The organism is Enterobacter sp. V89_11, from assembly GCF_029967775.1.
Classification (GTDB): Bacteria; Pseudomonadota; Gammaproteobacteria; order Enterobacterales; family Enterobacteriaceae; genus Enterobacter; species Enterobacter ludwigii.
Genome location: NZ_JASCAN010000008.1, coordinates 163,826 through 188,114 on the forward strand (window position 1 = coordinate 163,826; position 24,289 = coordinate 188,114).

The window sequence follows — 24,289 nt, forward strand, 5'->3', positions numbered from 1 at the left end:
GTAATAATAAATAAATTTTTCCCTTAAGAAGTTGTTAAGGTTTACCCTGTTAAATGGACTGCGAAACCACATTAAAGGGAGAGTTAATATGAAAAAATTCGCTGCGATTGCCGCCATCATGATGATGACCACTGCCCCTGTTTTTGCTGCACAGGGCGGATTTAACGGCCCCTCTGCCGCACAAACCCAGGCCCAGACGCAGGCGGGCGGTTTTGTCGATAATGACGCGAATCTCACCAACGCGGTGAAAGTGAAGGACATGAAGGACGACAGCTGGGTGAAGCTGCGCGGGAACATCACTCAGCGCCTGTCTGATGACCGCTACACCTTCCGCGATGAGACCGGTACGGTTAACGTGGAGATTGACCACAAGCGCTGGAACGGCGTGACCGTAACCCCGCAGGATAAGGTGGAAATCCAGGGTAAAGTCGATAAAGAGTGGAACGATTTTGAAATCGACGTGAAGCAGGTTATCAAACTGAACAAATAACCCCGAAAGGGCCGCGGATGCGGCCCTTTTTCTTTGTGACTCAACACGCCAGATAAGGTAGTATCTGCGGCAATATTGCCTGAAACCTTTCGGTTTCTGAGTTGAGGAATCACACATAATGAGCGATATGGCAGAGCGCCTCGCGCTACATGAATTCACGGAAAACGCCTACCTGAACTACTCCATGTACGTCATCATGGACAGGGCGTTGCCGTTTATCGGGGATGGCCTGAAGCCCGTTCAGCGCCGCATCGTCTATGCGATGTCCGAGCTGGGGCTAAATGCGACCGCTAAGTTCAAAAAATCCGCCCGTACCGTCGGTGACGTACTGGGTAAATACCATCCGCACGGCGACAGCGCCTGTTATGAAGCGATGGTGCTGATGGCACAGCCGTTCTCTTACCGTTATCCGCTGGTGGATGGTCAGGGGAACTGGGGGGCGCCGGACGATCCGAAATCCTTCGCAGCGATGCGTTATACCGAATCCCGTCTCTCCCGCTATGCTGAAGTGCTGCTGGGCGAGCTGGGTCAGGGAACCGTGGACTGGGTGCCAAACTTCGACGGTACGATGCAGGAGCCGAAAATGCTGCCTGCGCGTCTGCCGAACATCCTGCTGAACGGCACTACCGGTATCGCGGTGGGTATGGCGACGGACATTCCGCCGCACAACCTGCGTGAAGTGGCGAAAGCCGCCATCACCCTGATTGAACAGCCGAAGACCACGCTGGACGATCTGCTGGATATCGTGCAGGGGCCGGACTACCCGACCGAGGCCGAAATCATCACCTCGCGCGCGGAAATCCGCAAAATCTACCAGAACGGCCGCGGCTCCGTGCGCATGCGTGCGGTGTGGACCAAAGAGGACGGCGCAGTGGTCATCACCGCGCTGCCGCACCAGGTCTCCGGCGCGAAAGTGCTGGAACAGATTGCCTCCCAGATGCGCAATAAAAAGCTGCCGATGGTGGATGACCTGCGCGACGAATCCGACCACGAAAACCCGACGCGTCTGGTGATCGTGCCGCGTTCCAACCGCGTGGACATGGAGCAGGTGATGAACCACCTGTTTGCCACCACCGATCTGGAAAAAAGCTACCGCATCAACCTGAACATGATCGGCCTCGACGGTCGTCCGGCAGTGAAAAACCTGCTGGAGATCCTGAGCGAATGGCTGACGTTCCGTCGCGATACCGTTCGCCGCCGTCTGAACTATCGACTGGAAAAAGTGCTTAAACGCCTGCACATCCTTGAAGGTTTGCTGGTGGCGTTCCTCAATATCGACGAAGTTATTGAGATAATCCGTTCCGAGGACGAGCCGAAGCCGGCGCTGATGTCGCGCTTTGGCATCAGTGAAACCCAGGCCGAAGCAATCCTTGAGCTGAAACTGCGTCATCTCGCCAAACTCGAAGAGATGAAGATCCGCGGTGAGCAGAACGAACTGGAAAAAGAGCGCGATCAGCTGCAGGCGATCCTCGCGTCCGAACGCAAGATGAACAACCTGCTCAAGAAAGAGCTGCAGGCTGACGCCGATGCATTCGGTGACGACCGTCGTTCTCCGCTGCATGAGCGCGAAGAAGCGAAGGCGATGAATGAGCACGACATGCAGCCATCAGAACCAGTCACCATTGTGCTGTCTCAGAGCGGCTGGGTGCGCAGTGCTAAAGGTCACGATATCGACGCACCAGGGTTGAGCTACAAGGCGGGCGATAGCTTTAAAGCCGCCGTGAAAGGTAAGAGCAACCAGCCGGTCGCCTTTATCGACTCGACGGGTCGCAGCTACGCCATCGACCCGATCACGCTGCCTTCTGCCCGCGGACAGGGCGAACCGCTTACCGGTAAGCTGACGCTGCCGCCGGGTGCGACGGTTGACCATATGCTGATGGAAGCCGATGACCAGAAACTGCTGCTGGCGTCTGACGCGGGGTACGGCTTTATCTGTACCTTTAACGATCTTGTTTCCCGCAACCGTGCCGGTAAGGCGCTGATCAGCCTGCCTGACAACGCGCATGTGATGCCGCCGCTGGTGGTGGAAAACGATAGCGATATGCTGCTGGCGATCACTGCCGCCGGACGTATGCTGATGTTCCCGGTCAGCGACCTGCCGGAATTGTCAAAAGGCAAGGGCAACAAGATCATCAGCATCCCGTCAGCGGAAGCGGCGAAAGGGGTAGATGGTCTGGCGCACCTCTTTATTCTGCCGCCGCAGAGCACGCTGACCATTCATGTCGGCAAACGTAAAATCAAGCTTCGTCCGGAAGAGTTGCAGAAAGTGGTGGGCGAGCGCGGTCGACGCGGCTCGCTGATGCGCGGCCTGCAGCGTATTGACCGCGTGGAGATTGACTCTCCTGCGCGCAGTACCGCGGGCGACAGCGAAGAGTAACGCCGTTATCTCCCCCTCTGTTCCGGAGGGGGAATTTCAATAAAATTTCCCGTAAAATCGTTGTTAATTCGTGCGTTGCGATTAACAATACGCGCTCGTAATAAAGTCCTTACCTGGCCACAGGTGAAGTATAATTGTCAGCTGTCAGGGCTTCAGAGGTCGCTATGCTATTCATTGTTCGTTTAATTCTTACCATTATTTACTGCATTCTGGTCTGTATTTTCGGCTCTATTTATTGCCTGTTCAGTCCGCGCAATCCGAAACATGTCGCCACCTTCGGCCATATGTTCGGCCGCCTTGCGCCGCTGTTTGGCCTGAAGGTTGAAAAACGCCTGCCGGAAGGGGCTGAGAACTTCGGTAACGCCATCTTTATCGCTAACCATCAGAACAACTACGATATGGTGACGGCCTCCAACATTGTTCTGCCACCGACCGTGACCGTGGGCAAAAAGAGCCTGCTGTGGATCCCTTTTTTCGGCCAGCTGTACTGGCTGACCGGTAACCTGCTGATTGACCGTAACAACCGCGCGAAAGCGCACAGCACTATTGCTGAAGTGGTTAATCACTTCAAAAAGCGCAGGATCTCAATATGGATGTTCCCGGAAGGGACGCGCAGCCGTGGCCGTGGCCTGCTGCCGTTCAAAACCGGTGCGTTTCATGCTGCAATTGCGGCAGGTGTTCCAATTATTCCTGTGTGTGTTTCCAATACTTCTAATAAGATTAATCTTAACCGCCTGAATAACGGGCTGGTGATTGTCGAAATGCTGCCGCCGGTGGATACCAGCAAATACGGTAAAGATCAGGTTCGCGAGCTGGCAGCACACTGCCGTGAACTGATGGCTCAGCATATTGCGCTGCTCGACAAAGAAGTCGCAGAGAGAGAAGCCGCCGGTAAGAAGTAAGCCGGCGTTAAAAGGGAAAACGAATTCCCGCGTTGTTAGTCGTTTCAGATGGAGCTTATATGTCATTCAGTCGGCGTCAGTTTATTCAGGCTTCCGGGATCGCCCTTTGTGCGGGTGCGCTGCCGCTGACAGCCAACGCCGCCGGGCAGCAACAGCCGCTGCCCATTCCGCCGTTAATAGAATCCCGTCGCGGGCAGCCGCTTTTCCTGACGCTACAGCGCAGCCACTGGTCCTTTACCCAGGGCACGCGTGCGCCGGTGTGGGGCATTAACGGGCGTTACCTTGGGCCGACCATACGCGTGTGGAATGGCGATGACGTTAAGCTGATCTACAGTAACCGTACGACAGAAAATGTCGCCATGACCATCAGTGGTTTACAGGTGCCTGGCCCGCTGCTTGGCGGCGCGGCGCGCATGATGTCGCCTAACGCTGACTGGGCGCCTGTTCTGCCGATTCGTCAGAGCGCGGCGACGCTCTGGTATCATGCCAATACCCCTAACCGCACGGCCCAGCAGGTGTATAACGGCCTGGCCGGCATGTGGCTGGTGGAAGATGAAATCAGTAAATCCCTGCCAATCCCGAACCACTATGGCGTGGATGATTTTCCGGTCATTATTCAGGACAAACGGCTGGATAATTTCGGCACGCCGGAATACAGCGAGCCGGGCAGCGGTGGCTTCGTTGGTGATACGCTGCTGGTTAACGGCGCGCAAAGTCCGTATGTCGAAGTGTCGCGCGGATGGGTACGTCTGCGTCTGCTGAATGCTTCTAACTCGCGCCGCTACCAGCTGCAAATGAGCGATGGCCGCGCGCTACACGTCATCTCCGGCGACCAGGGCTTTTTACCGGCCCCGGTTTCCGTGAAGCAGCTGGCGCTGTCGCCAGGCGAACGCCGCGAAATCCTTATTGATATGACCAATGGTGATGAGGTGTCGATCACCTGTGGCGAAGCGGCCAGCATTGTGGACCGCATTCGCGGTTTCTTTGAGCCGTCGAGTATCCTGGTCTCCACTCTGGTGCTGACCCTGCGTCCTACCGGCCTGCTGCCGTTGGTGACCGATAGCCTGCCGATGCGCCTGCTTCCGCAGGAGATCATGAGCGGTTCGCCGGTGCGCAGCCGCGATATCAGCTTGGGCGACGACCCGGGGATCAACGGCACGCTGTGGGACGTTAACCGTATCGATATTACCGCGCAGCAGGGTACCTGGGAGCGCTGGACGGTTCGCTCGGACATGCCGCAGTCGTTCCATATCGAAGGGGTGAGTTTCCTGATCCGCAACGTCAATGGCGCGATGCCGTTCCCCGAAGACAGGGGCTGGAAGGATACCGTCTGGGTGGATGGGCAGGTCGAACTGCTGGTCTACTACGGACAGCCTTCGTGGCCGCACTTCCCGTTCCTGTTCCACAGCCAGACGCTGGAGATGATGGACAGGGGATCCGTCGGCCAGATGCTGGTCAACCCGGCACCCTAAACCACGATACGATTCCCGGTTCGCCGGGAATTTTTATGCCCGCCAGAAAAAGCGTGAGCACAGGATCAGTACCGGATAAATTTCCAGACGCCCCATAATCATCGCCGCACACATCAACAGCTTGGCCTCGTCTTTTAACGTCCCGAAGGTTGATGCCGTTTCGCCGAACCCCAGCCCCATATTGTTAATGCAGGCCGCAACGGTGGCAAATGACGTGAACAGATCGTATCCCAGCAGATTCAGCGCCCAGACGAAAAAGCCCGTTATCATCACGTAGAGAAAAAAGAAGCTCCAGACCGAGCGCAGAACGCGTTCATTCACGACGCTTTTGCCGACCTTAATACTCAGCAGCGCGCGCGGATGCGCGAGTTGATTCATCTCCTGAATACACTGCTTAAACATGATGAGAAAACGCAGCGCTTTGATCCCGCCGCAGGTAGAGCCGACGCAGCCGCCAAAAAAGCTGGCGCTCAGCAGCAGGAAAATGGTGTGGGGAGGCCAGTGAGCGTAATCGGCCGTCGAAAGACCGTTGTCGGTCATCATGGAGCTGGCCAGAAAGAAGGCATGTACCAGGCTGTCGGTGCCGTTGTACATCCCCGCGTGCCACACCTGCCAGGCGGTGATGGCGATAATGACGGTGGCGGCACCGAGAAAGAATTTCACCTCCGGGCTGCGCCGAATCGGTTTCAGCGTGCGGCGCGCGATGACGACATACCAGAGGGTAAAGTTAAACGCGGAAAGCAGTGAAAAAGCCCCGGCGACAAGCTCAATCGCGTGGCTGTCGTAAAACCCGATGCTCTCACTTCGGGTTGAAAACCCACCCAATGAGACGGTGGAAAGCCCGTGACAGACGGCGTCAAAAAAGGGCATGCCCGCCAGCCAGTACGCCAGCGTGCAGACCAGTCCCAGCGCCAGATAGGTTACCCACAGCGTACGCGCGGTATCGGCGAGTCGGGGCGTCAGGCGCTCCTCCTTAAACGGCCCTGGCATTTCCGACTGATACAGCTTCATGCCACCGATACCGAGCAGTGGCAGGACCGCGACGGCCAGTACGATGACCCCTAATCCGCCAATGAAATTGAGCTGAGCGCGGTAATAAAGGTACGATTTCGGCAGGGCACTGACGTCTCCAATCACCGTCGCCCCGGTGGTGGTGATCCCTGAGACCCCTTCAAAGAGCGCATCGGAAAAGGAGAGTTGCAGACCGTCATCCATCCATAACGGCATGGCGCTAATCAATGAAAACAGCAGCCAGAACAGAACGATAATCACGAAACCGTCACGGGTGCGCAGCTGTATACCGGAATGACGTGTTGCCCGCCAGGTGAGTCCACCAAGAGTGAAAAAGGTCAAAAAGGTGGTTAAAAAAGCAAAGTAGGTTCGCTCTTTATTCAGCAGGGCGATAACCATCGGCGGCAGCATGGACAGGCTGTACAGAAGAACCAGAAAACCGCAGAGGTGAAGCACAACCCGCAGCTGGGACACATGTAACGAATCGTTGAACTTCACAAAGAAACTCCGTGCCAGAATGCATCCCGGTAACTGATTACCGCAAGATAGAGTGGATATTATGATCCAAAATTAACAGTGCGCTGTATTTTAACGGCTTCCAGGATTTTCTGTTTACTTCTTGCATCCTTTTCTTCAAATCCGGCGGACTAACAGCGTATAATCCCGCTCCTTTTGTCTATTTTTTCTTCGGAAGCACTATGAGCGCAATTTCCCTGATCCAGCCGGATCGTGACCTCTTCTCCTGCCCCCAGTACTGGGCGGCCTGCTTTGGACCGGCGCCGTTCCTGCCGATGTCCCGGGAAGAGATGGACCAACTGGGCTGGGACAGCTGCGATATCATTCTGGTGACGGGCGATGCCTATGTCGACCACCCGAGCTTCGGCATGGCTATCTGTGGCCGTATGCTTGAAGCGCAGGGCTTCCGTGTGGGGATCATCGCCCAGCCTGACTGGAACAGCAAAGACGACTTTATGCGTCTGGGGAAACCCAACCTGTTCTTCGGCGTGACCGCAGGCAACATGGACTCGATGATCAACCGCTATACCGCCGACCGTAAGCTGCGTCATGACGATGCCTACACGCCGGATAACGTCGCGGGTAAACGTCCTGACCGCGCGACGCTGGTCTACACCCAACGCTGCAAAGAAGCCTGGAAAGACGTGCCGGTTATCCTGGGCGGCATCGAGGCGAGTCTGCGCCGTACCGCGCACTACGACTACTGGTCAGACACCGTGCGCCGTTCGGTGCTGGTGGATTCCAAAGCCGATATGCTGATTTACGGTAACGGTGAACGTCCGCTGGTGGAAGTGGCGCACCGTCTCTCACAGGGTGAGCCGGTGAGCAGCATCCGCGACGTGCGCAACACGGCTATCATGGTGAAAGAGGCGCTGCCGGGCTGGAGCGGGGTGGATTCCCGTATCATTGATATGCCGGGTAAAATCGACCCGATCCCGCACCCGTACGGCGACGATCTGCCGTGTGCGGATAACAAACCGGTAGAGCCAAAGAAAGCCGAAACGAAAGCTATCGTTGTTCAGCCGCCGCGCCCGAAACCGTGGGAAAAAACCTACGTGCTGCTGCCTTCCTTTGAGAAGGTCAAAGCCGATAAAGTGCTCTACGCGCATGCGTCCCGTATTCTGCACCACGAAACCAACCCGGGCTGCGCGCGTGCGCTGATGCAAAAGCACGGTGAGCGCTTTATCTGGATCAACCCGCCGGCAATCCCGCTTTCCACCGAAGAGATGGACAGCGTCTTCGCGCTGCCGTACAAACGCGTGCCGCATCCGGCATACGGCGAGAGCCGAATTCCGGCGTATGAGATGATCCGTTTCTCTATAAACATCATGCGCGGCTGCTTCGGCGGCTGCTCCTTCTGCTCCATTACCGAGCACGAAGGGCGCATTATTCAGAGTCGCTCCGAAGATTCGATCATCAATGAGATCGAAGCCATTCGCGATACCGTGCCTGGCTTCACCGGGGTGATCTCCGATCTGGGCGGCCCGACTGCGAACATGTACATGCTGCGCTGTAAGTCACCGCGCGCGGAACAGACCTGCCGTCGTCTGTCGTGCGTGTACCCGGATATCTGTCAGCACATGGATACCAACCATGAACCAACGATCAACCTTTATCGTCGTGCGCGTGACCTGAAAGGGATCAAGAAGATCCTGATCGCCTCCGGGGTACGTTACGATATCGCCGTGGAAGATCCGCGCTACATCAAAGAGCTGGCGACGCATCACGTGGGTGGCTACCTGAAGATTGCCCCTGAGCATACCGAAGAAGGCCCGCTGTCCAAGATGATGAAGCCGGGTATGGGCAGCTACGATCGCTTTAAAGAGCTGTTTGACACCTACTCGAAGCAGGCGGGTAAAGAGCAGTATCTGATCCCATACTTCATCTCCGCGCACCCCGGCACGCGCGATGAGGACATGGTGAACCTGGCGCTGTGGCTGAAACAGCGTCGCTTCCGTCTGGATCAGGTGCAGAACTTCTATCCATCACCGCTCGCGAACTCAACGACCATGTATTACACCGGCAAGAACCCGCTGGGTAAAATTGGCTATAAGAGTGAAGATGTAGTGGTGCCGAAAGGGGATAAACAGCGCCGTCTGCATAAAGCACTGCTGCGCTACCACGATCCGGCTAACTGGCCGCTGATCCGTCAGGCGCTGGAAGATATGGGTAAAAAGCATCTGATCGGCTCGCGCCGCGACTGCCTGGTGCCTGCGCCTACGCTTGACGAGATGCGTGAAGCGCGCCGCCAGAACCGCCATACGCGCCCGGCATTGACCAAGCACACGCCGATTGTGCATCAGCGTTCAAACGGTAACGCCAGTGCGAAGAAACCCGTGAAACGTAAAGCGTAAAAAATAAAAACCCCGGCGAGCCGGGGTTTTTTTATTCATCCGCCAAACTGATCGGGATCCGGGCCTAAACGCTTGCCCTTGTCCAGCTTCGCAATTTCACTCAGTTCATCTTTATCCAGGCGGAAATCCCAGACGTCGAAGTTCTCAGCGATACGCGATGGCGTGACCGATTTCGGGATCACCACCAGGCCGTTGTCCAGATGCCAGCGAATAACGATTTGCGCCGGCGTCTTGCCGTATTTATCCGCGAGATCGCGAATAATTTTCTGGTCGAACACCCCTTCACCGCCCTGTGCCAGCGGGCTCCAGGACTCGGTCTGGATCTTGTGCGTGGCGTTCCAGGCGTGAAGCTGACGCTGCTGCATCAGCGGGTGCAGCTCAATCTGGTTGATAACCGGCGCGACACCCGTCTCGTCAATCAGGCGCTGCAGGTGGTGAACCTGGAAATTACACACGCCGATGCTTTTCACCAGCCCTGCCTGCTGTAGCTCAATCATCCCTTTCCAGGCGTCAACATAGTGATCGATAGCCGGGACTGGCCAGTGCATCAGATAGAGATCGACGAAATCGAGCTGGAGTTTGTCCAGACTCTCCTGCAAGGCTTCGCGGGGGCGTTTTTGATCGTCGTTCCACAGTTTGGTGGTAATGAAAAGGTCTTCGCGGGGCATGCCAGCGCTGGCCAGTGCCTTACCCACGCCGTCCTCATTTTTGTACGCGGCGGCGGTATCAATCGACCGATAGCCAACTTCCAGTGCTTTATGAATGGCGGAGACGACCTCGTCGTTACCGGCTTTCCATACACCTAGCCCCAGTTGGGGCATCACGTTGCCATCCTGCAGCTTGATTACGGTTTGGTTTGCCATTTTTCCTCCTTCAGGTGCTCATCGTCGGAGGGAACCCCCGACGATGTGATGTGCATTAAGTCTGGACGAAATGTCAAAAAACGAAAGGCGGGATGTCAAAAACGCTTAGCGTGCCGCTTCGTAGATACGACGGCTCACTTCCAGCGTAATGTCGCCGTGCTCGCCCAACTGGGTCATACCGTGTTCTTCAAGTTTCGCCAGCAGGGCAGGGATGGAGCTGCCATCCAGACCATAGCCGGACAGACGCGTTGGCACGCCCAGACCTTCAAAGAAGCTGCGGGTTGCTTCGATAGCCGCGTCGATACGCGCATCGTCAGAACCTTCGGTGATGTTCCACACGCGCTCAGCGTACTGCAGCAGTTTGGCGCGTTTGGTATCACGTTTTTCGTTCCACAGTGCAGGCAGGACGACGGCCAGCGTTTGCGCGTGATCCAGACCGTGCATGGCCGTCAGTTCGTGGCCCAGCATATGGGTTGCCCAGTCCTGCGGCACGCCGGCACCGATCAGACCGTTCAGCGCCTGGGTTGCCGCCCACATCACGTTGGCGCGCACATCGTAGTTTTCCGGCTCTTTCAGCGCTTTCGGGCCGTCTTCAATCAGCGTCAGCAGAATGCCTTCCGCGAAGCGATCCTGAATTTTGGCATCTACCGGGTAGGTAACGTACTGCTCAACGGTGTGCACAAACGCATCGACCACACCGTTCGCGACCTGACGTGCAGGCAGGGTGTAGGTGTAAACCGGATCGAGGATGGCGAATACAGGCTGAACGTGATCGTTCATAAAGGCCTGCTTATCACCCGTGGTTTTACGGGAGATAACGGCACCTTTGTTGGATTCAGAACCGGTCGCAGGCAGGGTCAGCACGGAACCCATTGGGATCGCGCTTTTGATATCGCTGCCGCGGGTTTCCAGAATGTGCCACGGGTCAATACCGTCCGCGTAGTGCGCCGCAGCGGCGATGAATTTGGTGCCATCCAGGACGGAGCCGCCGCCGACTGCCAGCAGGAAGGTGACTTTTTCATCACGGGCGATGTTGACCGCGTTCATCAGTGTTTCATAAGACGGGTTAGGCTCGATACCGCCGAACTCACGCACGTCCAGACCTTCCAGCGCGCTGTAAACCTGATCCAGTACGCCGGTTTTTTTCACGCTGCCGCCACCGTAGGTGATCAGTACGCGGGCGTCAGCGGGGATCTGTGCGCGCAGGTCGGCGATAGCGCCTTTACCAAACAGAATGCGGGTTGGGGTGTGGAGATTAAAATTATTCATTGCTCGTTCCCTTATGTGGGTGAAAAACCGTGGTGGCGCTGAAGGCGACCTGATGCTGCACATTGTGGCCGTCCGGGGCTATCCTCTCAATGCACATTCCTGCCGATGTCTTGCCCATTTCTACAGAACGCTGGAGAAAACACGGTAAACTGCGCACACTGTTAACGTCGGAAACCGTAGCCGGAGTAACGTAAAATGAACCGTGAAGCGATCTGCCTTCAGCTTACTGCGCAGATTAAAAGACTGATTGATAAAGAAAATGGCGTCGGTGACATGTTGCCTGACATTCGTCTTCTGTATGGGACGCAGCCAGGGACACGCACACCGGTCATGTACCAGCCGGGCATCGTTTTTCTCTTTTCAGGCCATAAAATTGGCTATATCAATGAGCGCGTGTTCCGGTATGACACCAATGAATATCTTCTGCTCACAGTACCTTTACCCTTTGAATGTGAAACTTTCGCGACAGAAGCGGTACCGCTGGCGGGCATTCGTTTAAATGTTGATATCCTACAGCTGCAGGAACTGCTGATGGAGATTGGCGAGGACGCATTGTTCCGGCCGTCGATGCCCGCGAGCGGGATTAACTCCGCGACGTTATCCGAGGAGATCCTCTGCGCCATTGAGCGTCTGCTCGACGTTATGGAACGGCCGCTGGATGCACGCATCCTGGGCAAACAGATTATCCGCGAAATTCTTTACCATGTGCTGCTGGGGCCGGGCGGTGGGGCATTACTCGCGCTGGTCAGCCGCCAGACGCACTTCAGCCTGATTAGCCGGGTGCTCAAGCGTATCGAAAGCCAGTACACGGAAAACCTGAGCGTTGACCAGCTGGCGGCGGAAGCAAACATGAGCGTCTCGGCGTTTCATCATAATTTTAAGTCGGTGACCAGCACCTCGCCGCTGCAGTATCTCAAAACCTATCGGCTGCATAAGGCTCGTATGCTGATGATCCACGACGGCATGAAGGCCAGCGCGGCGGCGATGCGGGTGGGCTATGAAAGTGCGTCGCAGTTTAGCCGGGAGTTTAAGCGTTACTTCGGCGTCACGCCGGGGGAAGATGCGTCGCGCATCAGAATGATGCAGGGGACCTGAGGGGAGAGCCCAGCCGGGTAAGCGTAACGTCACCCGGCTTTTTTATATCACGCGCTGCAGTATTTCTTCTTAATCACGACCGCAATCGTCCCGAGCAGTCCCGCGACCAGCAGGAAAAGCGGGAGGATCATCAGGAAAGTCATTACCTGGTCTTCGTGGTGTTTCACAAAGGGGATCATATTCAGCGCGTAGCCAAGCGTGGTCACCACGCCTACCCACAGCAGGGCACTCAACCAGTTGAAAAACTGGAAGCGGCGGTTTGACAGCCCGGAAATGCCTGCCATGGTCGGCAGCAGCGTGCGAACAAACGCCAGAAAACGCCCGGCCAGCAGCGCCAGCAGACCGTGGCGGTCAAACATGCAGGTCGCACGTTGATGATATTTATGCGGTAACTGCGCCAGCCAGCCTTTCACGACGCGCGTATTGCCGAGCCAGCGGCCCTGCAGATAGCTCAGCCAGCAACCGAGGCTGGCAGCGGAGGTAAGTATGACCATCGTCGGCGTGAAGTCCATGACGCCTTTACCGATTAACGCCCCGGCCAGTAAAAGCAGGCTGTCACCGGGTAAAAATGAGGCTGGCAGTAATCCATTTTCCAGAAACAGGGTTGCGAACATCACGAAATAGACGATACCTACAACGTGAGGGTCCGCCAGCGCGGCAAAATCGTGTTGCCAGAGCGCCGCAATAATATCTTGAATAACAGCCATGGACTTTCCTGTGGAACAGCAGATGCAGATATAGCGCTATTGTACTCCCTAATTCGCCCGTGGGGTTTGATCGCGGGCGCAACTAATGCAGACTTTTCTGGTGGCAGTGTTCACAAAAGCGTCCAGGGAGTACATTTTCAGCATGCACTCTACACGATACGTTCAAACCCTGCCGCTAAATCCGCAATTAAATCGTCAACATCTTCTAAACCAATATGCAGTCGGATCAGCGTGCCGCTGAAATCCACTTCTCCACCGGGGCGCAGGGCCGCAATTTGCTCCGGCTGGTTAGGCAGGATCAGGGATTCAAACCCGCCCCAGGAGTAAGCCATGCTGAAAAGGGTAAAATGATCCAGGTAGTTCGCCAGTTCGTCGTTACTGAGCCGTTTTTTAAGAACAAATGAGAACAACCCGCTACTGCCCGTAAAGTCACGTTGCCAGAATTCATGGCCTTTGCTGCCCGGAAGCGCCGGATGATTAACGCGCTCGACCTGCGGCTGCCGGGCCAGCCATTCGGCCACCTTCAGACTGCTTTCATGGTGCTGACGCAGGCGCACCCCCAGCGTACGGATACCGCGGCTGGTCATGTAGGCCGTATCCGCATCCACCATCTGGCCCATCAGGTAGGCATTCTCCCGAAGTTGATCCCAGCAGCGCGCGTTGGATACCGCAGTACCGATCATGCCATCAGAGTGGCCAATCAGATATTTGGTCGCGGCCTGAATAGAGATATCAATGTCGAATTCCAGCGCCCTGAACAGCACGCCCGCCGCCCAGGTGTTGTCGATCATGATGATTGCCTCGGGGGCTTTGCTGCGCACTGTTTTCACAATAGCCGGGACGTCGTGCACTTCCATGGTGATAGAGCCTGGGGATTCCAGAAACACAATGCGCGTGTTCGGCTGGATAAGTTCAGCGATACCTACGCCAATCAGCGGATCGAACCAGCCGGTGGTCACGCCGAGCTTGCTGAGGATTTTGGTGCAAAAATCCTGGCTTGGTTCATAAGCGGTATTGGTCATCAGGATATGGTCGCCCTGTTCCACAAACGCCAGAATGGTATTGGCGACTGCCGCCGCACCACAGGGGAACAGGGCGCAGCCCACGCCGCCTTCCAGTTCGCACATGGCTTCCTGAAGTGAAAAATGGGTTAGCGTGCCACGACGGCCATAGAACAGCCCGCCTTTGGCGCGGTTGCGCGTGGCGATTTTTTTATCCTCGACGGTATCAAATACCAGTGAGGAGGCGCGTTGAATCACGCTGTTGACCGATCCCTGAGTGTATTTTTTGCTGCGTCCTGCCTGTACCAGCGTGGTATCAAGATGCTTCTTTGTCATGTTCGCTAACCCTGTTTTTATACGTCTGGACGTCCAGACTACCACGATTGTAAAAATCTGCACCCGGGGGCTTATCGAATAAGCAGAAAATATTAGCAAAAATACGCATAAGAAATTTTTACTGCGTAAGCGCAAGGAAAGTGAACGAAAATTACGGCAGTATGTAAATACTAATGAGAACTACTATCAATTCGACGACGTTTTGATATTATTACGGTCAGATTTTGTGATTTGCGTCCTGGAGATACAGAGTGGGTAATAATTTGATGCAGACGGATCTCTCCGTCTGGGGCATGTATCATCATGCTGACATCGTGGTTAAGATTGTGATGATCGGCCTGGTTCTGGCGTCCGTGATCACCTGGGCTATCTTCTTCAGTAAGAGCGTCGAACTGCTGTCGCAGAAGCGTCGCCTCAAGCGGGAGCAACAGCAACTGGCTGAAGCCCGCTCCCTGGATCAGGCCTTAGACATGACCTCATCCTTCCATGGAAAAAGCCTGACCACCCTGTTAGTCAACGAAGCACAGAACGAGCTGGAACTCTCCGCAGGCAGTGAAGATAACGAAGGCATTAAAGAACGTACCGGCTTCCGCCTGGAGCGTCGCGTTGCTGCCGTTGGCCGCCATATGGGCCGCGGTAACGGTTATCTGGCCACTATCGGGGCGATCTCACCGTTCATCGGTCTGTTCGGTACGGTCTGGGGCATCATGAACAGCTTTATCGGCATTGCGCAGACGCAGACCACCAACCTGGCGGTGGTTGCGCCAGGGATTGCCGAAGCGCTGCTGGCGACCGCAATCGGTCTGGTCGCGGCCATTCCTGCGGTCGTCATCTATAACATCTTCGCGCGTATGATTGGCAACTATAAAGCCGCGCTCGGTGACGTCGCCGCGCAGGTGCTGCTGCTGCAAAGCCGCGATCTTGACCTCAATGCCAGCTCCGTTAAACCGGTGCATGCGGCGTCTAAACTGCGCGTAGGTTGATTGTATGGCGATGCGTCTTAACGAAAATCTGGACGATAACGGTGAAATGCATGAAATCAACGTGACGCCGTTTATCGACGTCATGCTGGTTCTGCTGATTATCTTCATGGTGGCTGCGCCGCTGGCGACGGTCGACGTGAAGGTGAATCTGCCTGCCTCTTCCAGCCAGCCGCAGCCGCGTCCTGAGAAACCTGTCTATTTGTCGGTGAAAGCGGATAAATCGATGTTCCTCGGCAACGACCCGGTGACGGATCAGTCTGTTATCCCGGCGCTGGATCAGCTCACCGGCGGCAAGAAAGACACCACGGTCTTCTTCCGCGCGGATAAAACCGTCGATTACGAAACCATGATGAAGGTAATGGACACGCTGCATCAGGCGGGTTATCTCAAGATTGGGCTGGTCGGCGAAGAGAAAGCGGCCGCGAAATAACAAAGAAGCTGGCGAAAGCCGGCTTTTTTTATGCGTGTCGGGCGATCAGTTTTTTGTCTCAGTGGGCGCAGGCGCAGGCGCGTGGGACGCCAGCGCGTCTTCATCAAGCGCAACGCAGGTGACGTTTGACGTGCGGTACTCGCCGTCGGACAGTTTGCGCGTCAGGCGCAGGGTGGCCACTTCTCTGGCGAGCAGATACTGATAATGGGCCTCCAGACGCCCGAGAAGCTTCTCTTTCAGCTCAGGCCGCTGTTCGATGAGGGTATTCATCACCGCGCCGTATATCTCTTCCTTCACCTGCAAAGGATAAATCTCGCGGCGATTATGCCATTTCAGGCGTACCAGCGTCGCCGGGATCGATACCAGGTCCTGAGTTATTCGCGTCATCTCGGCATTTTTTGTGTTTCGCAGTGCATCGAGATTTTGCTTTAAGATAAATTCATCACTTTTTTTGTTATCTAAAGCCAAATAAACGTCGTTATCTTTAATTTCTTTCACGTTACTCTTCCCCCAGGTTATAAAAAATAGGGTTATTGGTTTCACGCGTAATTAGATTAAGCCAAATTTCATTGCCGGCTTCGTTTATTTCTTTGGTTTTTTCCGCGATTATTTGACTTAATTTCTGGGCATCTATTTCACCTTCGGCCTGCAGGTCATTCAGCAGGTGGACAAAGGCTTCTATTTTAACGGCGCGAAATAACCGGTCCTTTATATGACGGTCGTGCTCTTCCAGTAACATATTACGGGATTTACCGGTGCGAGAAACGCCTATTAATATGTCAGACTCGTAATCAGAGAGCTTTCTTTTCCCCTGAGTGAAATTAGCCTCTTTTTCTGCTTCCGTCGTTTGCTGTTCCACAGGCGCAATGTGGTACTTAGCCGGGACGAGGTAGTCGGGCAGCATTTTAATTTCCTTTAATTACAACAGGGTGGGGTTGGTAAAGGCGTGAGATTCGTTGACAATATCATGAGGCAATTTTAAAATCAAAAAAAATGGAGCCTACCCATGAACAGCATTTTTTTTACGGTCATCACATTACTATTACTGACCGCTGGTGTTCTTTTATTGATGCAGGAGTTCAATAAAACGCAAGTGTCGAAAGACGCCAGTGAACCTCCGCTACCTGAACTGATGACAAAAGAGGAAGGTGAAGACCATTTCTCCGTATTGATGAACTCGGTTACACCGGTTTGGTACTGGCGGGTGAACCATGAATATATCGACTTTTTGCACGCGACAATTAAGCGAATGAAAATGTCGGAAATTAATGACACGCCTGGGTTGTTTGAAGCGCAGCGCCGCTGTAGCGACCTGAATTCCGCGGTGTATAAATATTATGACAATATCAAAAAGCGTTGCCTTAACGGTGAGAAGGTCTCCTGTTCCGATCTGGACGTATTAAACCTGCGCCAGTGTTTTCGTGAGTTCAGCCTGGAGGCGTATCCGGAACTGGTGGTGCTGGTCTGGCCGGAGTACGCGCGCCCGGACGTTAATCCTGACAATGTCTGAACGTACAACGAGTGAGTTGTTGCAAACAGTCAGCGCCGTTGAGATATACTGGGCGCTGGTTTCGTTTGCAGACAGGACTTTATGGAACGCTTCTTTGAAAACGCGATGTACGCCTCTCGCTGGATACTGGCACCCGTCTATTTTGGCCTTTCGCTGGCGCTGATTGCGCTGACGATTAAGTTTTTCCAGGAAATCTTGCATGTTCTGCCGAACATCTTTTCCATTGCCGAAGCAGATTTGATTCTGGTTCTGCTTTCGCTGGTGGATATGACGCTGGTGGGCGGATTACTGGTGATGGTGATGTTCTCCGGCTATGAGAACTTTGTCTCTCAGCTCGATATCGACGAGCGCAAAGAGAAGCTCAACTGGCTGGGCAAAATGGATGCCTCGTCGCTGAAGAATAAAGTGGCCGCGTCGATTGTGGCGATCTCATCTATCCACCTGTTACGCGTATTCATGGACGCCAAGAATGTCCCGGACAACAAACTGATGTGGTATGTGATTATCCATCTGACGTTTGTGCTGTCTGCGTTCGTGATGGGGTATCTGGATAAGATCAGTAAGAAGTAATTTCCCCCCCTCTTCCCAGGGGAGAGGGGGGCGTGAGCGCGACAGACCGCGCTATTTATCCGACGATGCCTGCCACAAATTCAATTCCCCATCCGCAACATGCTGGTCAATCCTTTTCAGCTCATCGTCGCTAAAGCGCAGGTTATTCAGGGCCTGCACGTTCTCTTCGATCTGCTCCGGACGGCTCGCACCAATCAGTACGGACGTCACGCGTTCATCCTTCAGCAGCCAGCTCAGTGCCATTTGCGCCATCGTCTGACCACGGGCCTGTGCCATCTCATTCAGTAAACGCAGGCTGTTCAGGTTGGCTTCAGTCAGCATGTTCTCCGTCAGACCGCGCACCTTCTTGCCTTCACGCTGCATACGAGAATCTTCAGGAATACCGTTCAGGTATTTTCCGGTCAGCAGACCCTGCGCCAGCGGCGTAAACGCAATGCAACCCGCCCCGTTTTTCTCAAGCGTATCCAGCAGGCCGGTGTGATCGACCCAGCGGTTGAGCAGGTTGTAAGACGGCTGGTGGATAAGCAGCGGGATCTTCCACTCACGTAACAGGTCCGCCATTTTCTGGGTGCGCTCCGTGGAGTAGGAGGAGATACCGACATACAGCGCTTTACCGCTCTGCACGGCCTGGGCCAGCGCAGCGGCGGTCTCTTCCATCGGCGTATTTTCATCCACGCGATGAGAATAGAAAATATCCACATACTCCAGCCCCATGCGCTTGAGGCTCTGATCGAGGCTGGCGAGCAGGTATTTGCGCGACCCGCCCGACCCATACGGCCCCGGCCACATGTCATAGCCTGCTTTGGTTGAGATGATCAGTTCATCGCGATACGCGGCAAAATCTTCCCGCAGCAGACGACCCATGTTTTCTTCCGCGCTTCCCGCCGGCGGGCCGTAGTTGTTGGCAAGATCGAAATGGGTAATGCCGAGGTCGAAGGCTTTATGCAACAGCGCCCGCTGAGAGTCGAGAGGCTGTACGTGGCCGAAACTATGCCACAGACCAAGCGACAGCGCCGGCAGGCGCAGGCCGCTTTTTCCACAGTAGCGGTACTGCATATTTTCGTAGCGGGCGGGGTAAGGGTGCCAGGACATGATGTCTCCTTTCTTGTCGATGAATTTTCGAAACAACGTTTTCATTCTGTGCTTATCAAATCACAAATCCTGTTGATAAGCGATGACATGCCTGACCGCCGGGAATGATTAACTTCTGCTGTGCTACCAGTGAAGTCGTGCTAATCAAAAATAATCACAAAAGGTTATAATTTCCGCTTTCTCTGCCGATAACGAAAGTAGTACTCGCCTCTGGGCGAATTCACCCTCACGGCAAGGAAGACTTATGAATATGTTGCGTAATTTCACGATCCGTTTCGTCATGCTGACGATTCTCGGGATCTTTTGTTTAATGTGGGCGGGCGTGGGGCTTTACAGCACCTGGTCTCTGTCACGGGTATCAGAGGGCAATGAGGTGGATCGCCAGCTGGTCAAACAGATGACCATACTCAGTCAGGGTAACGATCAGTATTTTCGCTTTGTGACCCGGTTGAGTCGCGCGATGGAAGTGAAAGCCGCGGGCGGCACACCGGACCTGGCCCCTGCCCAGCAGGCGCTGGACAATATGGGGAAGAAACTGGCTGAGATGAAGGCAATCTCACCAGGACCGATGGATGAGCAAGTTTCAGCTCAGGTGATCGGTAGCTGGCAGGCTTTGCTTGAGCAGGGCGTAACGCCGCAAATGCAGCAGGCGAAGCAGTCCTCTCTGGAGGGCTACCGTCAGCAGGCGAATAACATCACCCCTCCACTGAGTCGTGCGTTTGGTGCTGCTGCGGAGAACTTTAACAACGCGGCCGCCCGGGCACTCGACAGCACCCGAGTGGTCGTGGACAGCCTGACTAGCATGACCCGCACGGTGATTATCACCGCCACGATTATTGGCCTGTTAATACTGCTCTTCACCGACCGTTACCTGGTGGCGATGCTGGTAAAACCGCTGGCTCGCATTCGCCAGCAGTTCCGCCAGATTGCCCAGGGCGATCTCAGTCAACCGATTGAACCGTTCGGTCGCAACTGCGTGGGTCAACTGGTTCCCCTGCTGAGCGCGATGCAGGATAGCCTGCGAGAAGCGGTGAGCTCTATTCGCTCCGGCAGCGAGAATATCTGGCGCGGCGCGACGGAGATCTCCAGCGGTAATAACGATCTCTCGTCCCGTACCGAAGAGCAGGCCGCCGCTCTGGAAGAGACGGCGGCCAGCATGGAACAGCTTACCGCCACCGTGAAGCTGAACGCGGAAAGCGCGCGTCAGGCCAGCCAGCTGGCGGATGTGGCGTCAACAACGGCCAGCCGCGGCGGCTCGCTGGTGGAAGAGGTGGTGACCACCATGAGCGGTATTTCTGAGAGCTCGAAGAAGATTGCTGAAATCACCAATGTGATCAACAGCATTGCCTTCCAGACCAATATCCTGGCGCTCAACGCTGCCGTGGAAGCGGCGCGTGCGGGCGAGCAGGGACGTGGGTTTGCCGTCGTGGCCGGCGAGGTGCGTAACCTGGCAAGCCGCAGCGCCAACGCGGCAAAAGAAATTGAGGGATTGATTACCGATTCCGTTTCCCGCGTAGAGCAGGGCGCAAAGCTGGTGGGCGACACGGGCACCACCATGGATGCCATTTTGCGTGATGTGACGGAAGTGACGACCATCATGAAGCAAATCGCGTCTGCGTCTGAGGAGCAAAGTAAGGGGATTTCGCAGGTGGGTATTGCTATCACGCAAATGGATGGCGTGACACAGCAAAACGCCTCGCTTGTGGAAGAGGTCTCGGCAGCGGCCTCCGCGCTTGAACGTCAGACCGAAGAGCTCCAGCGGTCGGTGCAGAAATTCCGCCTCTCGGCTTAATCACTGTTAAAAGGCCGCCGTGTGCGGCCTTTTTTTCGGTTAAATGTAGGCGAGCCAAACGGAGCGCCGCCCGCCGCTTATCAGTGGGTGGCTTCACCAATCAGTGCGCCAGAGCCGGCACCGACGGCGGCCCCTTTCAGTACGCTGTTGCCTGTTACCGCCGCAGCACCTGCACCCACCACGGCACCCACCGCACCGCCTTTACGCGCAGCTTTACCTTTGTCGCCGTTTTTGAACATCGCACCGGTACCCGCGCCAACGACCGCACCGCCTACCGTGGATTTCAAATCTTTGCCCGTGGCTGCGCCAATTGCCGCACCGGCCACTGCACCGGCGGCGGTTTTATCTATCGCCATACCAGAAGTGGAAAAGATCAGGGTGCTGATAATCAGCGCTGTTTTCATCAATTTCATAACAAATCCTTTGTGACTGCTGTCGGTTGAGTCCGTTTTTCTCGTCATCTGATCTGAGAAAAACGTCCGCATAGTGCCAGTAATACCGGCTCAACCCTTAAGCAAATCATGCCCCTGGCAGGGATCCCTGTTGCCGGGCGGTGGTCCGCCCGGCAGAGCATTACGCCTGACGCTTGTCTTCCGTATTGGTCTCGAAGTCGCTCGCCGCGTGGCGTTCGTGGAGCTGCTCGTTGAGCTCGCCGCTGGTGCGGTTAACGATACGCCCGCGCTTCACGGCAGGGCGGTGTGCCACATCTTTCGCCCAGCGCTGAACGTTGGTGTACTTCTCAGCGTCGAGGAACTCGGCGGCGTTATACACGCTACCCAGCGCCACGCAGCCGAACCACGGCCAGACCGCCATATCGGCGATGGTGTACTCTTCACCGGCCACGTAGCGGCTACGCGCCAGCTGTTTATCCAGCACGTCGAACAGGCGTTTGGCTTCCATCGTGAAGCGGTCAATCGCGTACTCAATCTTCACCGGTGCGTAGTTATAGAAGTGGCCGAAACCGCCGCCGAGGAACGGGGCCGCGCCCTGCAGCCAGAACAGCCAGTTCAGGGTTTCCGTACGTCCCGCCGGATCTTTTGGCAGGAAATGGCCGAACTTCTCTGCCAGATAGAGCAGGATGCTGCCGGATTCAAATACGCGCGTGGGCGGTGTCGTGGAGTGGTCACGCAGCGCCGGAATTTTCGAGTTCGGGTTCACTTCAACAAAGCCGCTGGAGAACTGGTCGCCTTCACCAATGCGAATCAACCATGCATCGTACTCGGCACCCGTCACGCCAAGCGCCAGAAGCTCTTCCAGCATGATGGTCACTTTCTGCCCGTTTGGTGTGCCCAGAGAATAGAGCTGCAGCGGATGCGAACCCACGGGTAACTCTTTCTCATGCGTCGCACCGGAGATCGGACGGTTAATATTGGCGAACGCGCCGCCGCCATTCTTTTTCCATTCCCACACTTTGGGTGGCTGATAGGTATTTTCGTCTGACATGTTGGCCTGCCTTTTTTGTGATGTGTTGAGGGAGTGTAGCAGGAGTTCATGGGAGGGTTTAGCGAACTGAGCGCAATACATTTCCCCTTCGCGCCACACTACACAGACAGCGGAACGGGTGTATGATAAATCCCACCTCTGTCAGGTTAATTACAACGTGCAGACGACGACAACCCTTTCAACATTGCCGCCTGCCCGTCTTAGGTTGGATACATGCGTAAAGGAAAGTTAAGCAGTGACGCGCCATTCGGGACGTTATTAGGTTATGCGCCGGGTGGCGTGGCGATTTACTCTTCAAACTACGGCAGTCTCGATCCGCGTCGTTATCCGGAAGATGCGGATTTTCGCAGCTATATTGGCAATGAATACATGGGCCACAAGTGGCAGTGTGTTGAGTTCGCCCGCCGTTTTCTGTTCCTCAATTATGGATGTGTTTTCACCGACGTCGGTATGGCGTGGGAGATCTTCTCTCTGCGCTTTTTGCGCCAGGTCGTGAACGATAACATTCTGCCGCTTCAGGCCTTTGCCAATGGTTCGAAACGCGCGCCGCAGGCCGGGGCGTTGCTTATCTGGCAAAAGGGCGGGGAGTTTCATGAGACCGGCCACGTTGCCGTGATCGCGCAACTGTTAGACGATAAGGTGCGCATTGCCGAGCAGAACGTTATTCACTCTCCGCTCCCGCTCGGGCAGCAGTGGACGCGCGAGCTGCGAATGACCGTTGAGAACGGTACTTACACGCTACATGACACCTTTAACGATACCGAAATTCTCGGCTGGATGATCCAGACGAACGACACGGAGCACAGCATCCCGCAGCCGGAACTCGACGGTGAACTGCTGAAAATCAGCGGTGCGCGGCTGAAGAATAAACGTCAGTTTGACGGGAAATGGCTCAACGAAAACGACGCCCTGCAGCAGGCGTATGTCCGCGCAAACGGCCACTTTATCAATAAAGATCCCTGCCAGTATTTTACCATTACCGAAAGTGCCGAGCAGGAGCTGATCAAAGCGACCAATGAACTGCACCTGATGTACCTGCACGCGACCGACAAAGTGCTGAAGGACGATAACTTACTGGCGCTTTTTGACATCCCTAAAATCCTCTGGCCGCGTCTGCGCCTCTCATGGCAGTGGCGTCGCCACCATATGATCACCGGTCGTATGGATTTCTGTATGGATGAGCGTGGCATCAAGGTTTACGAGTACAACGCCGATTCCGCCTCCTGCCACACGGAAGGGGGATTAATCCTCGAAGAGTGGGTGAAGAACGGTTATCGCGGTAACGGCCACAATCCGGCGGAAGGTTTGCTGGAAGAACTTACCGGCGCGTGGAAGCACAGCCATGCGCGTCCGTTCGTGCACATCATGCAGGACAATGACGTCGAAGAGGATTATCACGCGCTCTTTATTCAGCGCTCTCTGCTGCAGGCCGGGTTTGAAACCAAAATTCTGCATGGACTTAACGCTCTCAGCTGGGATGCGGCCGGGCAACTGATTGACGACGAAGGCCGTCACGTTAACTGTGTGTGGAAAACCTGGGCGTGGGAGACGGCGATAGAGCAGATCCGCGAGGTGAGCGAAACCGAATACGCCGCCGTGCCGATCCGCACTGGGCATCCGGCAGGTGACGTACGGCTGATTGACGTCCTGCTGCGTCCGGAAGTGCTGGTGTTCGAACCGCTGTGGACGGTTATTCCCGGCAACAAGGCGATCCTCCCGGTGCTCTGGCAGCTGTTCCCGAATCACCGTTATTTGCTCGATACCGATTTCGAGGTTAACGACCTGCTGAAACAGACCGGTTACGCCATCAAACCAATTGCCGGACGCTGCGGCAGCAATATCGATCTGATTAGCGCCGGGGATGAAGTGCTGGATAAATCGAGCGGCAAGTTTGTCGATCGCAAAAATATCTACCAGCAGCTGTGGTGCCTGCCGAAGGTGGATGGCAAGCATATCCAGGTCTGTACGTTTACCGTGGGCGGTAACTACGGCGGCACCTGCCTGCGCGGGGATGATTCGCTGGTGGTGAAGAAAGAGAGCGACATCGAACCGTTGATTGTGGTGAAAGACAAGTAA

General features: G+C 55.3%; 22 protein-coding genes. 12 read left to right on the forward strand and 10 right to left on the reverse strand.

What is annotated here, in order from left to right:
- Positions 1–88 precede the first annotated feature (88 nt).
- From QLG09_RS08785 to ftsP, 4 genes are all read left to right on the forward strand, one after another.
- Positions 89–490 (forward strand): NirD/YgiW/YdeI family stress tolerance protein, encoded by a 402-nt coding sequence (locus QLG09_RS08785; RefSeq protein ID WP_223398745.1) that lies wholly within the window; start codon positions 89–91, stop codon positions 488–490.
- Positions 491–608: 118 nt separating this feature from the next.
- Positions 609–2,867: a DNA topoisomerase IV subunit A gene (gene parC / locus QLG09_RS08790; protein ID WP_014171622.1), complete on the forward strand. Its 2,259-nt coding sequence runs from the start codon at positions 609–611 to the stop codon at positions 2,865–2,867.
- A gap of 164 nt (positions 2,868–3,031) precedes the next feature.
- On the forward strand, positions 3,032–3,769 hold the full coding sequence (gene plsC / locus QLG09_RS08795) for a 1-acylglycerol-3-phosphate O-acyltransferase (RefSeq protein ID WP_020883654.1): 738 nt from the start codon (positions 3,032–3,034) through the stop codon (positions 3,767–3,769).
- A 59-nt stretch (positions 3,770–3,828) separates the two neighbouring features.
- The gene (gene ftsP, locus QLG09_RS08800; protein WP_020883655.1) at positions 3,829–5,241 is read left to right on the forward strand and encodes a cell division protein FtsP; all 1,413 of its coding nucleotides are present in this window, start codon (positions 3,829–3,831) and stop codon (positions 5,239–5,241) included.
- Between the two features lie 33 nt (positions 5,242–5,274).
- Here the strand turns inward: ftsP and QLG09_RS08805 are convergent, their stop codons facing one another.
- Entirely contained in the window at positions 5,275–6,750 is a 1,476-nt protein-coding gene (locus QLG09_RS08805) for a TrkH family potassium uptake protein (RefSeq protein WP_014171619.1), read from the reverse strand.
- Between the two features lie 200 nt (positions 6,751–6,950).
- Here QLG09_RS08805 and QLG09_RS08810 point away from each other — a divergent pair, with 200 nt between their 5' ends.
- Positions 6,951–9,122 carry a YgiQ family radical SAM protein gene (locus tag QLG09_RS08810; protein WP_282488834.1) on the forward strand — a complete coding sequence of 724 codons (2,172 nt, stop codon included), beginning with the start codon at positions 6,951–6,953 and terminating at the stop codon, positions 9,120–9,122.
- A gap of 35 nt (positions 9,123–9,157) precedes the next feature.
- Here QLG09_RS08810 and dkgA read toward each other — a convergent pair whose 3' ends face one another.
- Both dkgA and yqhD read right to left on the reverse strand, forming a co-directional pair.
- Positions 9,158–9,985, reverse strand: coding sequence for a 2,5-didehydrogluconate reductase DkgA (gene dkgA, locus QLG09_RS08815; RefSeq protein WP_014171617.1), 828 nt, complete (start codon positions 9,983–9,985; stop codon positions 9,158–9,160).
- 105 nt (positions 9,986–10,090) lie between these two features.
- Complete coding sequence (gene yqhD / locus QLG09_RS08820; RefSeq protein WP_252068587.1) at positions 10,091–11,254, reverse strand: alcohol dehydrogenase; 1,164 nt, start codon at positions 11,252–11,254, stop codon at positions 10,091–10,093.
- A gap of 195 nt (positions 11,255–11,449) precedes the next feature.
- Here yqhD and QLG09_RS08825 point away from each other — a divergent pair, with 195 nt between their 5' ends.
- On the forward strand, positions 11,450–12,349 hold the full coding sequence (locus QLG09_RS08825; RefSeq protein ID WP_020883659.1) for an AraC family transcriptional regulator: 900 nt from the start codon (positions 11,450–11,452) through the stop codon (positions 12,347–12,349).
- 47 nt (positions 12,350–12,396) lie between these two features.
- Here the strand turns inward: QLG09_RS08825 and yghB are convergent, their stop codons facing one another.
- Both yghB and metC read right to left on the reverse strand, forming a co-directional pair.
- Complete coding sequence (gene yghB / locus QLG09_RS08830) at positions 12,397–13,056, reverse strand: DedA family general envelope maintenance protein YghB (protein WP_014171613.1); 660 nt, start codon at positions 13,054–13,056, stop codon at positions 12,397–12,399.
- Positions 13,057–13,205: 149 nt separating this feature from the next.
- Positions 13,206–14,393 carry a cystathionine beta-lyase gene (gene metC / locus QLG09_RS08835; protein ID WP_106503489.1) on the reverse strand — a complete coding sequence of 396 codons (1,188 nt, stop codon included), beginning with the start codon at positions 14,391–14,393 and terminating at the stop codon, positions 13,206–13,208.
- A 251-nt stretch (positions 14,394–14,644) separates the two neighbouring features.
- On the opposite strand from metC, the gene exbB reads away from it, so the two are divergent.
- Positions 14,645–15,376 carry a tol-pal system-associated acyl-CoA thioesterase gene (gene exbB / locus QLG09_RS08840; RefSeq protein WP_106503488.1) on the forward strand — a complete coding sequence of 244 codons (732 nt, stop codon included), beginning with the start codon at positions 14,645–14,647 and terminating at the stop codon, positions 15,374–15,376.
- A gap of 4 nt (positions 15,377–15,380) precedes the next feature.
- Positions 15,381–15,806: a TonB system transport protein ExbD gene (gene exbD / locus QLG09_RS08845; protein WP_014171610.1), complete on the forward strand. Its 426-nt coding sequence runs from the start codon at positions 15,381–15,383 to the stop codon at positions 15,804–15,806.
- Positions 15,807–15,851: 45 nt separating this feature from the next.
- Here the strand turns inward: exbD and QLG09_RS08850 are convergent, their stop codons facing one another.
- Together QLG09_RS08850 and QLG09_RS08855 are read right to left on the reverse strand one after the other, a co-directional pair.
- The gene (locus tag QLG09_RS08850; RefSeq protein ID WP_282488835.1) at positions 15,852–16,304 is read right to left on the reverse strand and encodes a cytoplasmic protein; all 453 of its coding nucleotides are present in this window, start codon (positions 16,302–16,304) and stop codon (positions 15,852–15,854) included.
- Between the two features lies 1 nt (position 16,305).
- Positions 16,306–16,710 (reverse strand): hypothetical protein, encoded by a 405-nt coding sequence (locus QLG09_RS08855; protein WP_020883662.1) that lies wholly within the window; start codon positions 16,708–16,710, stop codon positions 16,306–16,308.
- Between the two features lie 102 nt (positions 16,711–16,812).
- On the opposite strand from QLG09_RS08855, the gene QLG09_RS08860 reads away from it, so the two are divergent.
- Together QLG09_RS08860 and QLG09_RS08865 are read left to right on the forward strand one after the other, a co-directional pair.
- Positions 16,813–17,316, forward strand: coding sequence for a hypothetical protein (locus QLG09_RS08860; RefSeq protein WP_020883663.1), 504 nt, complete (start codon positions 16,813–16,815; stop codon positions 17,314–17,316).
- A gap of 81 nt (positions 17,317–17,397) precedes the next feature.
- A complete protein-coding gene (locus tag QLG09_RS08865; protein WP_014171606.1) occupies positions 17,398–17,886 on the forward strand; it encodes a TIGR00645 family protein in 489 nt (162 codons plus the stop codon).
- 51 nt (positions 17,887–17,937) lie between these two features.
- Here the strand turns inward: QLG09_RS08865 and QLG09_RS08870 are convergent, their stop codons facing one another.
- Positions 17,938–18,978 (reverse strand): aldo/keto reductase, encoded by a 1,041-nt coding sequence (locus QLG09_RS08870; RefSeq protein WP_032680300.1) that lies wholly within the window; start codon positions 18,976–18,978, stop codon positions 17,938–17,940.
- Positions 18,979–19,222: 244 nt separating this feature from the next.
- Here QLG09_RS08870 and QLG09_RS08875 point away from each other — a divergent pair, with 244 nt between their 5' ends.
- On the forward strand, positions 19,223–20,770 hold the full coding sequence (locus QLG09_RS08875; protein ID WP_032678967.1) for a methyl-accepting chemotaxis protein: 1,548 nt from the start codon (positions 19,223–19,225) through the stop codon (positions 20,768–20,770).
- An 80-nt stretch (positions 20,771–20,850) separates the two neighbouring features.
- Here the strand turns inward: QLG09_RS08875 and QLG09_RS08880 are convergent, their stop codons facing one another.
- Positions 20,851–21,183, reverse strand: coding sequence for a glycine zipper domain-containing protein (locus tag QLG09_RS08880; protein ID WP_020883667.1), 333 nt, complete (start codon positions 21,181–21,183; stop codon positions 20,851–20,853).
- A 160-nt stretch (positions 21,184–21,343) separates the two neighbouring features.
- Positions 21,344–22,213 carry a glutathione-dependent disulfide-bond oxidoreductase gene (gene yghU / locus QLG09_RS08885; RefSeq protein ID WP_020883668.1) on the reverse strand — a complete coding sequence of 290 codons (870 nt, stop codon included), beginning with the start codon at positions 22,211–22,213 and terminating at the stop codon, positions 21,344–21,346.
- Between the two features lie 213 nt (positions 22,214–22,426).
- Between yghU and gss the strand changes: the two genes are divergently transcribed.
- On the forward strand, positions 22,427–24,289 hold the full coding sequence (gss, locus tag QLG09_RS08890) for a bifunctional glutathionylspermidine amidase/synthase (RefSeq protein ID WP_106503486.1): 1,863 nt from the start codon (positions 22,427–22,429) through the stop codon (positions 24,287–24,289).

Excerpts from the sequence above, each read along its gene's own strand:
- QLG09_RS08810 (WP_282488834.1), top strand. The coding sequence starts at position 6,951 with ATGAGCGCAATTTCCCTGATCCAGCCGGATCGTGACCTCTTCTCCTGC.
- dkgA (WP_014171617.1), bottom strand. The coding sequence starts at position 9,985 with ATGGCAAACCAAACCGTAATCAAGCTGCAGGATGGCAACGTGATGCCC.
- ftsP (WP_020883655.1), top strand. The coding sequence starts at position 3,829 with ATGTCATTCAGTCGGCGTCAGTTTATTCAGGCTTCCGGGATCGCCCTT.
- yghU (WP_020883668.1), bottom strand. The coding sequence starts at position 22,213 with ATGTCAGACGAAAATACCTATCAGCCACCCAAAGTGTGGGAATGGAAA.
- QLG09_RS08870 (WP_032680300.1), bottom strand. The coding sequence starts at position 18,978 with ATGTCCTGGCACCCTTACCCCGCCCGCTACGAAAATATGCAGTACCGC.
- metC (WP_106503489.1), bottom strand. The coding sequence starts at position 14,393 with ATGACAAAGAAGCATCTTGATACCACGCTGGTACAGGCAGGACGCAGC.
- QLG09_RS08785 (WP_223398745.1), top strand. The coding sequence starts at position 89 with ATGAAAAAATTCGCTGCGATTGCCGCCATCATGATGATGACCACTGCC.
- QLG09_RS08860 (WP_020883663.1), top strand. The coding sequence starts at position 16,813 with ATGAACAGCATTTTTTTTACGGTCATCACATTACTATTACTGACCGCT.
- yghB (WP_014171613.1), bottom strand. The coding sequence starts at position 13,056 with ATGGCTGTTATTCAAGATATTATTGCGGCGCTCTGGCAACACGATTTT.
- exbD (WP_014171610.1), top strand. The coding sequence starts at position 15,381 with ATGGCGATGCGTCTTAACGAAAATCTGGACGATAACGGTGAAATGCAT.
- gss (WP_106503486.1), top strand. The coding sequence starts at position 22,427 with ATGCGTAAAGGAAAGTTAAGCAGTGACGCGCCATTCGGGACGTTATTA.
- QLG09_RS08865 (WP_014171606.1), top strand. The coding sequence starts at position 17,398 with ATGGAACGCTTCTTTGAAAACGCGATGTACGCCTCTCGCTGGATACTG.
- QLG09_RS08825 (WP_020883659.1), top strand. The coding sequence starts at position 11,450 with ATGAACCGTGAAGCGATCTGCCTTCAGCTTACTGCGCAGATTAAAAGA.
- QLG09_RS08855 (WP_020883662.1), bottom strand. The coding sequence starts at position 16,710 with ATGCTGCCCGACTACCTCGTCCCGGCTAAGTACCACATTGCGCCTGTG.
- yqhD (WP_252068587.1), bottom strand. The coding sequence starts at position 11,254 with ATGAATAATTTTAATCTCCACACCCCAACCCGCATTCTGTTTGGTAAA.
- plsC (WP_020883654.1), top strand. The coding sequence starts at position 3,032 with ATGCTATTCATTGTTCGTTTAATTCTTACCATTATTTACTGCATTCTG.
- QLG09_RS08875 (WP_032678967.1), top strand. The coding sequence starts at position 19,223 with ATGAATATGTTGCGTAATTTCACGATCCGTTTCGTCATGCTGACGATT.
- QLG09_RS08880 (WP_020883667.1), bottom strand. The coding sequence starts at position 21,183 with ATGAAATTGATGAAAACAGCGCTGATTATCAGCACCCTGATCTTTTCC.
- parC (WP_014171622.1), top strand. The coding sequence starts at position 609 with ATGAGCGATATGGCAGAGCGCCTCGCGCTACATGAATTCACGGAAAAC.